We start from the raw sequence: 15,534 nt of genomic DNA, 5'->3' as shown, positions 1-15,534 counted from the left end.
TTTTGCTTTAGCAAAACTTTCTACGTAAGCATTGGCTGAGTTTTGCAAAGGAAAACTGACTTCGTAAGCATTGGCCAACTAAAATAGAAACTCTACTGTCTCATCCAGCACATTTTCTAACTTAACGTAGCGCTGCAGAGTGATGTCTCTCAACAAAATGTCCGGATTTTCCGTAACCTGTTGCAGTAACGCTTGATAATCGGTCATCATCCGTTCAATCGTCTCTTTATTAAACAAATGGATACCGTATTCCGCATGGAGCACAATCTCGCTCTCGTCCTCGATCGCTTTGACAGACAAATCGAACTGGGCGATATTGTTTTCCCTTTGGTAAGGCTCGAATCTAAGGCCGGCAAACTCTGAAGCTTTCATCTCCTGATTCTGCACACTGAAAACCGTATCGAAGAGCAGATTTCGGCTTAAATCCCTGCGCAGCTCCAATTGATCAATAAGCATCTCTAGCGGGTAATGCTGGTGTTCCAGAGCAAGTAATGAACTTCGCTTCACTTCCTCTAAAAACTGCGCGAACGTTTTGCTGCTTTCCGGCTTGCTTCGTATAGCGAGCGTATTAACGAACATACCAAGGATGTTCTCCGTTTCTGCAAGCGGCCTTCCCGCAACCGGTGTTCCAACGATCACATCCGTCTGCCCGCTGTATTTGGAAAGCAGCACTTGATACGCAGCAAGCATCATCATATAGAGTGTGGCTCCATATTCGGACGCTATCTTATGAATATGATCGCGCAATGACTGCTCTAACCTCATGGTGACTGCATCTCCTTCAAAACTTTGCACGGCGGGTCTCGGATGGTCGGTCGGCAGCGCCAACAACGGAATATCGCCGGAGAACGTCTCAAGCCAGTAGGCTTCATGGATACGCATCGACTCGGAAGAGATCATGCTGTTCTGCCAAACCGCGAAATCTTTATAATGAACTGTTAATTCAGGCAGATCCTCTCCGTGATACAGACAAGCAAATTCGTTCAACAAAATGCCCATCGACACGCCGTCGGATACAATGTGGTGCATATCAAACAGCAGTAAATAGCGCTGAGCACTTACATGTACGAGCTTGACTCTCAGCAGCGGCGCCTTTTGCAGATTGAATGGCTGTACAAACTCTGTAACGATGGACGCCAGCCCTTCCTCAGTGCTTCTGGCGTACTCAACCTGAAAATCAACATCCGTATGTACGATCTGCACCGCTTCGCCGCCTACCGTCTCGAACGTCGTCCGCAGTGATTCATGCCGGGCAACTAGGTATCGGAACGATTGCTCGAATCTCTCCAGATCCAATTCGCCTTCGATGAACATGACGCCTGGAATGTTATAGCTCGTGCCCGTGCCAGTAAATTGGCTCATGATAAACATCCGCTTCTGGGCGGAGGAAACCGGGTAATAGTCGCGCGGCTCCACCGGCTTTAATGCCGTATACGCCGCCTTATTGGCCTGTGCGATCTGCTGGGCAAGCGCCTCTATCGTCGGCGACTCGAACAGCATCCGCAGCTGCACATTCACTTGAAGCTGCTGCTTGATTCGCGCCAGCAGTGTCATCGCCTTCAGCGAGTGGCCGCCGAGCTGGAAGAAATCATCGCGGATACCGACCTGCGGTACATCGAGCACGTCCTGCCAGATGACGCAGAGACGCTCTTCCACACTATTGCGCGGCGCTGCATATGCTGTGCCTAGTCCCAAGCCGCCCTCCGGCTCAGGTAGCTCGCGGCGATCGATTTTGCCGTTAACGGTCAACGGCAGCCTCTCCATCTGCACCACGTACGTCGGCACCATGTAAGATGGCAGCTCCTGCGCCAGAAACGCCTTGACTTCTGGTGCACCAAGCTCCTGCTCCGCCACTATGTAGGCGCACAAGAACTTCTGCCCGTTCGCGTCCTCACGTGCGATCACAACGGCATCCTTCATGGCGGGATGCTTCATCAGCTCCGATTCGATCTCGCCCAGCTCGATCCGGTACCCCCGGATCTTCACCTGCTGATCGATCCTGCCTCTATATTCAATCGTCCCGTCCGGCAGCCATTTCGCCAGGTCGCCGGTGCGGTACATCGTCTCTCCCTCTTTGAATGGGTTCGGTATGAAGGTCTCGACCGTTAGTTCTGGACGGTTTGCGTACCCTCGCGCCACGCCATCACCGCCGACACACAGCTCGCCCGGCACGCCAATCGGCTGTAGTTGTCCGTGCTTGTTCACGATGTACGCTGTGGAATTGCTGATCGGCCGCCCAATCGGAATACTTCCCTCGTAATCCCGTTCGATCAAGAATGTTGTGGAGAACGTTGTGTTCTCCGTCGGACCATAACCATTAATCAAACGCAGACCCGGACACATGTAGCGCACGTGATTAATATGACTCGGTGATAACGCGTCTCCGCCGACCAGCAGCTGTCGCACACCCGTGAACAACTCCGCATTTTCCTGCGAAAGCTGGTTGAAAAGCGGTGAAGTGAGCCACATGGTTGTGATTCGATTGGCGGCGATAAACGCGCCGAGTCTATCGCTATCCAGAATAACGCTCTTATCTGCTAGATACAGCGTACCTCCGTTTAGCAGTGCGCCAAAGATCTCAAACGTAACAGCATCGAAGCCAAGCGCGCCTGTCTGCAAAATGCGTTCGTCTTCGTTCCACTGGACGTAGTTCGTCTCTTTCACCAGCCGCACGACGCTGCGCTGTTCGATAAGCACGCCCTTCGGTTTACCTGTGGAGCCGGACGTGTAGATCACATAGGCTAGATCGCGCGGTCCTCCCAGCGACAGCAAGTTCTCGTTAACTCCGCTATCTGTATACAATGCGTCATCATCGAGGTCGATCACATGTTCAGCGAGCGCCGCCTGTGCCATCCAGTACAATTCCCTTTGCGCCAGTACAATGATGGCGCCGCTATCTTCGAGCATAAATCTGATCCGTTCCGCAGGCATTTCTAGATCAAGCAGCAAATAAGCGCCGCCCGCCTTCAGAATGCCCATCAGGCCGATCATCAGCTCGATCGAACGATCCGCCAACAGGCCAACGACCTTGTCGGGGCCAACACCTTGCTTCCTCAGTTCACTTGCAAGAAGATTTGCCCTCTCGTTCAGTTCCCGATAGGTGAGTTGTTTGCCCTCATAGACGACAGCCGGATGATCCGGCGTCAGCGCAGCCTGCTTCTCAAACACCGTCGCGATCGTCTCGCTGTTCGGATAATGAGAGCTTGTATCGTTGAATTCTTGGACGATTTGCCATGCTTCCTCATTTGGTATTATGCTTAGTTCCGCCAATGTCAGATCCGAGACTAATACGATTTTTTCTAACAAATATACGAAATGACGCGCTATCCGCTCCGCTGTCTCCATCGCAAACAAATTCGTGCTGTAATCCAGCTGGAACGCCAGATTTCCCGCTCCTTCCCGCACTTCCAGCGTCAGATCGAATTTGGCGATGCCGCTTTGCCATACATGCGGTGTAAAGGTCACTTCCCCAAAGCCTGCTCCGTCCTCTAGGCCTAGTCCAGGATCGATGCTCTGCATGCTGAACATTGTATCGAACAGAGGATTGCGGCTGGGATCGCGCCTAATATTCAACCGATCCAGCAGCATATCAAACGGATACTCCTGCGCTTCAAATGCTTGAAGGGCAAACTCCTTTACTTCCGACAAAAAGGTGCGGAATGTTTTCCCGCCTTCCGGACGGCTTCGCAGCGCCAGCGTACCGACGAACATCCCGACGACATGCTCCAAATCAGCCTGGGAACGGCCGGCCGTCGGTGTTCCTACAACGATATCTTCCTGTCCCGAATACTTGGAAAGCAGCACATTATAAGCAGCAAACAGAACCATGTAAAGCGTTGACCCGTTTTCCGCAGCCAAACGTTTCAATGAGCCGAGCAATTCGGTATCAACTTCAAAGCGTATATGGTCACCCTCGAAGCTCTGCACCGCAGGACGAGGGAAGTCAGACGGGAGCTCCAGCTGCGGCAGCTCGCCAGCAAACGAATTCAACCAGAACGCTTCTTGCTTACGCAGTGGTTCACTTTCCATCTGAGCCTGCTGCCAAACCGCGTAGTCTTTATATTGGATGGACAGCTCAGGCAAAGTACCACCGCCATATAGCTGCACAAACTCCTTCACGATAACGGACATTGATACGCCATCTGAGATAATATGATGCATGTCGTACATGAACAAATGCCGCCGTTCCTGCAACTCTACGAGCGCCACACGGATCAATGGCGCCTTTTGCAGATCGAACGGACGCATAAAACGTTCGACCATACGTTCAATAACTTTGTTTTCTACGGCCAAATCCTCGGCGCCTTCAGACAATCGTGAGAACTCTACAGTGAAATCGACGTTTTCATGAATCTTCTGAACCGGCTCCCCGTCGATCAACTCAAAGGACGTGCGCAGCGATTCGTGCCGCAGGATAAGGCGCTGGAACGCTCCCTCGAACAGGTCGCGATCTAACACGCCTTCGATGATGAACACGCCGGGCATATTGTAGCCTGTACCTGCATCATCCAAATCTTGCAGCACAAACATCCGCTTTTGTGCGGAGGATACCGGATAATACGGCTTTCTACCCGCTGGTTGGATCGCGTTCCTGACATCCTCCTCCGCCTCGCGGATTTTGCGTGCCAACCCTTCCGCCGTAGGCGATTCAAACAGCTCGCGCAGCGGGATGTTGACGCCGAAGTGCTTGTTCAAGCGCGACATCAGCGTCATGGCCTTCAGCGAATGTCCGCCGAGACTGAAGAAATTGTCATGAATGCCGATGCGGGCAATCCCCAACACTTCCTGCCAAATCGCGATAAGCGCTTCTTCCACGACATTGGTCGGCGGTATGAACTCCGTCCCCGTTACGAATTCCCCATCAGGCTCAGGCAGCGCTCGACGGTCTGTTTTGCCGTTCGGTGTCACAGGCAGCTTAGCCAGTTCCATAAAAAACGACGGAATCATGTATTCCGGCAGTTCTTTAAGCAAATACGCCCGCAGCTCTTGCGAATGGAGCGGTCTCTCTGACACGTAATAAGCGCACAAGTAGGTTCCTCCCTGCGCATCTTTCCGGTCCATTACGGCTGCGGCTGTCACGGAAGGATGGTTCAACAGCTGCGATTCGATTTCGCCAAGCTCAATGCGGTGTCCACGGATTTTTACTTGATGGTCGATACGCCCGAGAAACTCGAGATTACCGTCCGGCATCCACCGCGCCAGATCGCCTGTTCGATACATACGCTCGCCACTATGGTATGGATTTTGCATAAATTTTTCCGCAGTCAGCTCGTCGTTGTTTCTGTAACCGCGCCCCACGTTATCGCCGGCAATGAATAATTCTCCCGGTGCGCCGAACGGTTGAAGCTGCAATCCATCATTTAAAATATAGATGCCATTGTTTGCAATCGGCTTTCCAATCGAAGGCAGCTCAGGAATGTCATCGTTTGGCTCCATCTGAAAGATGGTAACGACATGGGTCTCCGACGGACCGTAATGGTTATGTAGGTTCACGCCATTTTTTTGCAAAAAGGAACGAAGCCGCTTCGTGACCACGAGCTGCTCGCCGGCAGTAATGATGTGCCGTACACAGGATGGAAACCGGCTGGCATATTCTTGCTCGTTAAATATAAATTTCAAGAAGGAGACCGGAAGGAACACGACTTCGATTTGCGCCTCTTCAATCAAATGAAGCAACTTGTGCACCTCTCGTTTTGTATCTCCGTCAATCAGATATAATTTCCCTCCCGAACACAATGTTGAAAAAATCTCCTGGTAGCACACGTCAAAGCTCATCGTTGTGTATTGCAGAACGGTACTGCCGTAATTGACTTTGTCGTTGCGGAAAACATGGTGAAGCAGGTTGACCATATTGCGATGCTCCAGCATGACACCTTTCGGCTTGCCTGTCGTACCTGACGTATAAATAATATAGAATAGCTGATCAGCGTTGCTGGTTAGCTCTAAGTTGCTTCTCTCCGAGTCATATACATCATCGCTCGTAATATCGATGATTTCCCCGCTAAAAGCTACTTTTCCGTGTAAATGGCTTTGTGTTAGTAAAATGGATGCACCGCTGTTGTGAAGCATATAGTTTACACGCTCTTCCGGCAGCTCCGGATCGATCGGCACATAAGCGCCTCCCGCTTTCAGAATCGCCAGAATACCGACTACCAAATCCGGCGAACGTTCCACCATTATCCCGACAGCCTGATCCGCTCCAACGTTTTTGCCATGAAGCGTTCTGGCTAATCGGTTGGCCTTTTCGTTCAGTTCACGGTACGTCAATTGCCGTTCCCCAAATACAACGGCCACCAGATCCGGCGTTTTCTCCGCCTGTTCCTCAAACATACGATGAATGGTTAAATGGCTTGAAACCTTTTCCCTCGTATCGTTTAGCTGCAGAAGAAGCTGCTTCTCCTCATCAGTGACCATCACAAGATCCTGCAGGCGTATCTCCGGATGCTCAACGATCATCCATGCGACGGTGTTCAAATGCCCTTCGATGCTCCGCAGAAATTGCGTGTCGTACACGATCGCGTTATAGTTCAGGCGCACCGCCAGCTCCCGGCCTGGCATCACCAACAAGTTCAAATCGTAGCTCGTCTGCTCGATCATACTCACATCCGTTGCTTCAAATCCCAATTGGCTTTCGAGCGATCCATTTTGCACAGACTCTTCTACGGGATAGTTTTCGAAAACGAGAATATGATCGAACAGATTACTCTTTAGCACGCTTTGCGCCTGAACCTCAGCAAGCGGCAAGTAGGTGTACGATTCTGCAGCCAGCGCACCCAACTGTACACTTTGCAGCACATCTGCAAATGACTGGTCCGGGGACGACTTTACGCGTACCGGTATCGTATTAATGAACAAACCGACCATTTTCTCAATGCCGACAACCTGCGACGGCCGCCCGGAAACAACGGAACCAAATACGACATCATTGGCATGACTATACCTTTGCAGCACGATGCCCCAGATCGTCTGAAACACCGTGTTCAACGTTACCTGATGCTTACTCGCCAACTGCTGCAGCTTCGCAGTCAGGTTCTCATCGAACCGGATCGTCAGCTCTTCCTGCTTATATCCGCGCTTTGCATGATCCGTGGCGGCAGCTGTCTTCTGCGGCACGGACGCTAGTTGTTCGTATCCGGAGAGCGCCTCAGCCCAAAAACGTTTCGCTTCTTCCTTGTCCTGGCGTTCCAGCCATTTGATGTAGTCGCTGTATGGATACGTCCTTTCCAACTGTATCGGCGCTTGTTCACGCAAAGAGGCATAGATTTGGAACAGTTCGCCGACGATGATACCGAGGCACCAACCGTCCATCAGAATGTGATGGTGGCTCCAAAAGATTTGATAGTCGGACTCGCCCGTCTGTATGACGGAGACACGCATCATCATGTCCTTGGACAGATCAAATCCCCGCTCCATATCTTCCTGTTTAAACCGCTCTACAAATAGGTCGCGTTCCTGCTCAGGCAAACTGCTGACATTTTCTAAGTGGACCTGAATCTGTCGCTCTTTCAGCACCACTTGCACCGGGCGTTTCACTTTTTCATAAAGGAACACAGTGCGAAATACGTCATACCGCTGAGCGATTCGGTTTAAACTGACCGAAAACAAGCTATTATCGAGTGTCCCTCGTATGCGGATGGACATTTGTTCGAAGTAAGCGTTCGATTGGCCTTGCGCGAGCAAGTAATGAAACAGCATCCCTTCCTGCATCGGGGATAAAAAATACATGTCTTGGACGTGTTCTTTTTTAAATTGGCTCATACAGCGGCTTCTCTCCTTAGAATTTACATTAGGAAACTTGCTTCGTAGGCATTTGCTATCGCGCTCGATTTGCGCTTCTCGACATGATTACAGCTTTTCACCCAGCAATTCGAAGATATCATCGACATCGTCCGTAGTCAGTCCTTTGGAGCTGAAATCGCTCGCAGTCCGCTCGCTTTCCTCCTTGTTCCTACAGTGGTCAATGATGCGGAGCAAATGATATTTGAACGCTGCAGATAAACATTGCATAGTCGACTCTTCATACTGCCTAGGGCTATACGAGAACCGGAAGCTCATCTCGCCGTTTGCGATCATTCCGTTCGTGATGATCGGATACATGCGGCGGGAATTCGGGTTAATCGGATCTCCCATGTCATACGTGGACGGACCGAACGCATCATGGACGAGATTCGCATCGAACTGACCGAGATAATTGAAGCAGATCTCCGGCTTTAGCTTAAATTGCAGCCCAGCCCGTTTGTCTTCCGGTGTCAGATATTTCAGAATGTCATAGCCGATTCCCTTGTTCGGAACCTGTCTGAGGGTCTCTTTCACCGACTTGATTTCCTTGGATAAATCACCATCCGTCAGATCAAGCACGATCGGATACATGGAGGTGAACCAGCCGACTGTCCGGGAAATGTTGACGTCTTCCATCATCTCTTCGCGTCCGTGGCCTTCGAGTTGAATAGCAATACGATCGGTCTGACCCCACTCCTGAACCGCCAATCCAAGAGCGGTTAAAAGAATGTCGTTCATTTCCGTATGGTAGGCATGGTGAACATGTTTCAGCAGATGATCGGTCTGTTCCCGGGTAAGCGCCATTTCTGCCGTTGCACTCTCGCCAAGTGTACAGGCTTCAACCGCAAAATCTTTATATAATGAGCCAACTGACGTTTTTTCTAATTGCTTCCAGTAATCAATTTCCTGCAGCAATTCCTTGCTTTCCGCGTAGGCCGTTAACCGCTGAGACCAATATTGGAACGAATCCGTTTTCTCCTGTAGGGATGTCTCTTCACCTGCTAGGGCCTGCGCATAGCTTGTCGCCAAATCTTCAAACAGGATGCGCCAGGAGATACCATCTACGATTAAATGGTGAGCGGCAAGCAGCAGGTGATCACCATTGGCTGCTTGGAACAGAGCTGCTTTCAGCAGAGGACCTTGATTCAGGTCGAAGCTTTGTTGAATACGATTGGCTTCCGATGCAATGCGTACTTCTGTGTCAGAATGATGCTTGAAATCAAACTGCTCGAATCCGTAAATCTCGCCTTCCAGGTCGCGGTTGAACTGGACGATTCGCCCGTCCTTCTCGTCATAAACCATGCGAAGCGCATCATGATGCCGGACAAGATCCCGCAGCGCCTTCTCCAAAGCCAGCGAATCGAATCCGTCAGACTTATGCAGCATGACAGATTGATTCCAGTGATGCTGGTTTGCAAACCGCTGATCGAAAAACCATTGCTGAATCGGCGTCAACCCGACTTCACCTGTTACTGTCTCCTGACTGATTTGGCGCTTGACCAGCGCAACTAAGCCGCTCAACTCTTCGATCGAAGGGTATCGGAACAGATCTTTCATCTCAAGCTGCAGCCCTTGATTGAACAGACGCGAGGCTACTTGAATGCCTTTGATCGAATCGCCGCCGAGATCGAAGAAATTGTCACGTATACCGATCTGGTCCGATCCAAGCACTTCCTGCCAGATATGCACCAGCATTTCTTCCAAATCGTTTCGAGGCGCTATGTACTCGGCACCTGTCTTTAGCCCGCCCTCCGGCTTCGGCAGCGCCTTCCGGTCAACTTTACCGTTAGACGTCATCGGTATCTGCGGGAGCCTTACAAAATGCGACGGTATCATGTAGGCCGGCAGATCCTCGGATGCATGCGCCCGCAGCTCCGCCACGGTCAGATCCTGATCCAACACCACGTACGCGCAAAGGAACTTGTGCCCTTGCTCATCGTCCAGTGCCATCACAACAGCCCCGCGAATCGCCTCCTGCTTCAAGAGCTGTGTCTCGATTTCGCCCAGCTCGATCCGATGCCCGCGGATTTTGACTTGGTGGTCAATCCGACCCAAATATTCCATTTCTCCACTGCGCAATAATCTGGCGAGATCGCCTGATCTGTACAGCCTTTCCTCCGGCTTGTAAGGATTCATGATGAACCGCTCAGCCGTCAACTCTTCGCGGTTCAAGTACCCGCGGGCTACACCTTCTCCGCCCACGTAAAGTTCTCCCGTGACGCCAATCGGAACGAGACGCTGCCCGCTATCAAAGATGTAGCTTGTCAGTGTCGGAATCGGTCGGCCGATGTTGCTTAAGCTCGACTCCATATCCTGTTCCGTTATTTCTTTATAAGTAACGTGAACGGTCGTTTCTGTGATGCCGTACATATTTATCAGCTGTGTATGCGGGTACTTCGCTTTCCATGGCTTCAGCATGATCGGATTCAACGCTTCGCCGCCGAAGATGACATAACGGACCTGCAGATCATTGTCCTGTCGACCCAGCACCTCGTGAATCAGCGCGTAGAACGCGGTCGGCGTCTGGTTTAGCACAGTTACACCCTCTTGACGCAGCAGCTTTGCGAACGCCTTCGGATTCTGTGCCACCGCTTTTGGCACAACGACACAAGTGCCGCCGTACAGCAAAGCGCCGTACATTTCCCAAACGGAGAAATCGAAGCAGAAGGAGTGGAACACAGTCCACACGTCGAGTTCTTTAAAATCGAACTTCATCTTGTCGTTCAGCATCAGACGAACGACATTGCGGTGCTCGATCATGACGCCTTTCGGTTTGCCCGTCGTGCCGGACGTATAAATGATGTAAGCCATATCTTCAGGCTGATTTACGGACTCCAGGTTCGAGCCGTCTCCGTTATATAGCGCTCCCAAATCAAGTACGGTCCCATCAAACGGCACTTTGCCGGTCAAATGAGGCTGAGTCAGCAATACGCGGGCGCCACAGTCGTCCAGCATAAATTGCAGTCGGTCCTGAGGGTAATCCGGATCGAGCGGCACGTAGACGCCGCCGGCCTTCAGCGTGGCGAGTATGCCCACGATCATATCGGGTGAGCGCTCCAAGAGCAGACCGACCCTATCATCCGGCAGTACGCTGAGACTTCGCATTTCTCGAGCAAGCTTATTGGCTCGCTCATTCAACTCGCGGTAGGTCATCCGATCCCCGCCAAATACGACCGCTATGCGATCCGGCCATTTCGCAGCTTGTGCCTCGAAAAGTTCGTGCAGCGTCAGTCCTTCCGGATACTGGGCAGCGGTGTCGTTCCTCTCGACCAGCAAATGTCTCTTCTCCGCCTCGCTCAGCATATCTATATGCGAAAGCGACTGGTACGGGTTCGAAACTACAGCTTGTAAAATATTCAGAAAATGATCGGCCATACACTGAACGGTTTCCTGTTTAAACAACTTGGTCCTATAAACGAAGCAAAGCTCGATCCCCTCTTCGTCTTCTCTCGCTTCAATCGTCAAATCGAACTTCGCGATGGGATTGTCGAGTAGGCCTGGCGATATCGACAATCCGTCCAGCTCCATGGCTTCAAGCTCCATATTTTGCAGGACAAACATCGTATCGAACAACGGATTACGGCTCATATCTCTGCGCACATCGACCTGCTCAACCAGCGTTTCGAATGGATAATCCTGGTTATCGTAAATATGCAGCAAGTTCATCTTGACTTGTGTCAAAAACTCGGCAAACGGAAGTTTGCCATCTGCTCGATTACGAAGCGCCAACGTACCCACGAACATGCCGATGATCGCTTGCAGATCGGGGTGGGATCTGCCTGCAATCGGCGTCCCGACGACGATATCTTCCTGTCCGGTGTATTTGGCAAGCAGCGCATTGTAGGCTGCCAGCAACACCATAAACAATGTAGATCCCGATTCAGATGCAAGACGTCTGAGCGCATCCTGCAGTTCTTTGCCAGTATGGACGATGACCTTATCCCCCTCAAAGCTCTGCAGCGGAGGTCTTGGATAATCCGTTGGGATTTCAAGAACAGGAACATCCCCGCCAAACATCTCGACCCAGAACGTCTCCTGCCGTTTCATCACTTCGGATCCGAACCATTCGTGCTGCCAAACGGAAAAATCCTTATACTGGATCGCAAGCTCCGGCAAGTGGTTCCCTTGATACAGGAGCATGAATTCCTTGACGATGAGACCCATCGAGGTACCGTCGGAAATAATATGATGAAGATCGAACAAGAAGAGATGGCGTTCTGCAGCGAATCCGATTAACTCCACGCGCAGCAGCGGCGCCTTGCTTAAATTAAACGGGCGTATGAAGTCGTTCAACATCCCAGCAGCTTCCTCTTCGTTCGCCTCCTTTAAACGGATTTGCAGATCAACCTGCGGATGTACGATTTGCACAGGCTCCCCGTCCACCGTATCGAAAGAAGTACGCAGCGTATCGTGCCGCGCCACAAGAGCTTGGAATGCTCCGCGGAACCTTTCTACATCGAGTGGTCCTTCCAGCAGCATGGCCCCTGGCATATTGGAGCTGGTACCGTCAGGGTCAAGACGATTCAGCACGAACATCCGTTTCTGCGCGGAGGATACCGGATAATAATCACGCTGCTCCGTAGATCGGATAGCTTCGTAGGCTAGTTCGTCTGCGCCTTGAATATACTTGGCAATCTGCCTTATCGTAGGCCTGTCGAATAGTACCTTGATCGGCACTTCCACTTTCAGTTCCTGATGAATTTTTGAAATGAGCATCATCGCCTTCAAAGAATGGCCGCCGTTTTCGAAAAAATTGTCGGTGACACCGAGATACTCCGTCTTTAAAATCTCTTGCCATAGCGGCAGCAGATTAGTTTCTGTAAGGTTGGCCGGCGCTTCATACACAGCAGCGGCTTTCATTTCCCCTTCCGGCTTCGGCAGCGCTTTGCGGTCAATCTTGCCGTTTGACGTAAGCGGCAGGCGTTCCATCGGTATAAAGTAGGAAGGCACCATATACGCCGGAAGCTTTTGCAGGAGGTCTTCTTTAAGCTCAGCAGCTGTTGCCTCTGTTTCAAGTGTATAATACACAGCAAGCGCTTTTTCTCCCCCGCCGTCTTCAACGACGAGCACGACAGCTTCTTTCACTCGGCGATGCCCATGAATAGCTGCTTCAATTTCTCCGAGCTCGATGCGGTAACCGCGAATTTTAACCTGATGGTCGATCCGATCGATAAATTCGATATTGCCGTTCGGCAGCCACTTGGCCAAATCGCCGGTTTTGTACATCTTCGTACCTGGAAGGAAGGGATTGTCGATGAATTTTTCCAAGGTGAGCGTTTCTCTGTTCCAATACCCTCTGGCCAGCCCTGCTCCAGCTACGCACAATTCGCCCTTCACCCCAACAGGCTGCAGCTGGTGATGTTGATCCACGATGTACACCTGCGAGTTAGCGATTGGGTGACCGATTGTCACTGACTCTCCAGGCATAAGATTTCGGCTTACGGTGGAAATGACGCTGTTTTCCGTCGGACCGTACTCGTTGACGATTTCCGCTCCGGGAATGATTCTCTTTGTTTTCTCCAGCAAATAGGGTGAAATACTCTCTCCGCCTAGTGTTACAGCTTTCAGCGATGAGGCCTCCTCGATATCCATCGAATCCAAAATCGCAGCATACATGTTCGGAACGCAGCTAAAATGGGAAATCTGCAAGGATGAGATTCGTTTCTTCAGCGCCAGCGGATCTTTCGCTTCCTCATCACTCGCTAGGACAACCGTCGAACCGGACACGATCGGTGCGAAAAAGCTGCTAACAAAGGCGTCAAACGAAAACGATAAAAACAGCAATATATGATCATCCGTACCGAAACCATATTCCTCTTTTCTCCAACGGATCGTATTCATGATGCTTGCGTGCTCGATCATAACGCCCTTCGGCTGACCGGTCGTTCCTGATGTGTAGATCATATAAGCCAAGTCCGCTGGTCCGCTTGTTCCCGTAAGATTGGAAGCATCGGCAGCGAAATTCGTCTCGTCTTGCAGATCCAGGAATTCGAGGCGGCCCCCATCGATCTTGTGCATCAAGCCCTTTTTGCTCAATAGGAGCTGTGCTCCGCTATCTTCAAGCAAATAGCGGATCCGCTCAGCTGGATATTCCGGGTCACATGGCACGTAAGCCCCGCCGGCCTTCAGAATAGCGAGCAGACCGACGGGCATTTCTAAGGAACGTTCCGTCATAATGGCAACCATTCGGTCCTTGCCTACGCCTTTTTCTTTTAATACCCGAGCGAGTTTGTTGGCTCTTTCGTTAAGCTCGCGGTACGTCATGCTCAAATCTCCGCAAACAATAGCCGTTTGATCCGGTGTTTTTTCGACCTGCTGCTCAAACAGCGCATGGAGCGTTTGCTCCTGGTCCTGAGGATAACGGATTTCCGTATCATTAAAAGAGTAGAGAATTTGCTGTTTCTCTTGCTCCGTTACGATTTGAATATGCTTGGGCAGCACTTGCGGATCGGCAACAACCTGAGCGATGATTTGCTTCATGTGCCCTTCGATGCTGTTCATCCATTCCGCCGCATAAACAGCTGCATTAAAACTTAGCTTGATCAAGAGTTCGGCGCCCGGCGCCACAACGATATTCAAAGGATAATTGGTCTGTTCCTCGACATGCACATCGTTGATAGTAAAGCCCAGCGCCCCTTCCCAACCGTTATTTTGCAGTTCTTTGGCGACCGGATAGTTTTCAAAAATAACAATATGATCGAATAAATCCTGCTTATGTCCATTCTGGCTCTGAATTTCGTACAAAGGAACGAAATGATTGGCCTCCGAAGCCAGCGCATTGCGCTGAGCTTCGGCTAGCAGGCTGCCAAACGATTGCTCATCTTGATAGGAAATGCGTACCGGAATGGTGTTAATAAACAAACCGACCATTTTCTCTATGCCCTTCACCTGTGAAGGGCGTCCGGAAACGACCGAGCCAAACACAACATCGTTCGTATGGTTATATTTGCTTAATAGCAGACCCCAAATCGTCTGGAAAACCGTGTTTACAGTCGTCTGACAGCTGCTGGCAAGCTGAGCAATCCGCCCAGTCGTCGATTCGTCTATCGTGAAGCTGATCTCTTTTTTGCGATACAAACTGTCCTTAGGTGCGGGTGCTTTAGGTATATGAGCGGATTGCTCGTAGCCGTCCAGATACGTTTGCCAATAGGCCAGCGATTCGTCTTTATCCTGCTTTTCCAGCCACTTGATATAATCGCTAAAAGGGTATACCGCTTCTTGAGGCAGCGTCTTGTCATGCTTCAAAGCTTCATAGATTTGAAACAGCCGGTTGATGACAATACCAAGTCCCCACCCGTCCATCAAGATATGATGGTGGCTCCAGATGAACTGATATTCCTGATCAGCCGTTTGGAATACAGCAATGTGCATCGGTATATCTTTGGCCAGGTTATAATGGCCGGCATTCCGTTCACTGATAAAAGACGCGATGCAGATCCGCTGCTCTCTTTCATCCAGATGATCGATTTGTTCGAAATGAATCTGGATCGTTCTTTTGCTTAAAACGACCTGCCTTGGGCGCTGAAGATTTTGATGTACGAAAGCTGTACGTAAAATATCGTTTTCTACGATTAATTGGTTAAAGCTTTGTTCGAAAAGACTAACATCGAGCAGCCCGCATATTTTTGCTTGCAGCAGGTTATGATAGGCGCTCGAATCTGGATCCATGATTGAATGAAAGAGCATCCCTTCCTGCATGGGAGTGAGCGGATACACTTTTTGGATTGTGTCTGATTTTTTCATTATTCACCTCTA

At 50.7% G+C, this 15,534-nt stretch carries 2 protein-coding genes; both read right to left on the bottom strand.

What is annotated here, in order from left to right:
• Positions 1 to 78 precede the first annotated feature (78 nt).
• Entirely contained in the window at positions 79 to 7,758 is a 7,680-nt protein-coding gene (locus AC58U0_RS10810) for an amino acid adenylation domain-containing protein (protein ID WP_497379007.1), read from the bottom strand.
• 87 nt (positions 7,759 to 7,845) lie between these two features.
• Positions 7,846 to 15,522 carry an amino acid adenylation domain-containing protein gene (locus AC58U0_RS10805; protein WP_497379006.1) on the bottom strand — a complete coding sequence of 2,559 codons (7,677 nt, stop codon included), beginning with the start codon at positions 15,520 to 15,522 and terminating at the stop codon, positions 7,846 to 7,848.
• Between the last annotated feature and the right edge of the window lie 12 nt (positions 15,523 to 15,534).

It is taken from the genome of Paenibacillus sp. J31P190, assembly GCF_059692075.1.
The sequence above is the reverse complement of the archived record's forward strand: the minus strand, read 5'-3'. Positions and strand labels throughout refer to the sequence as shown.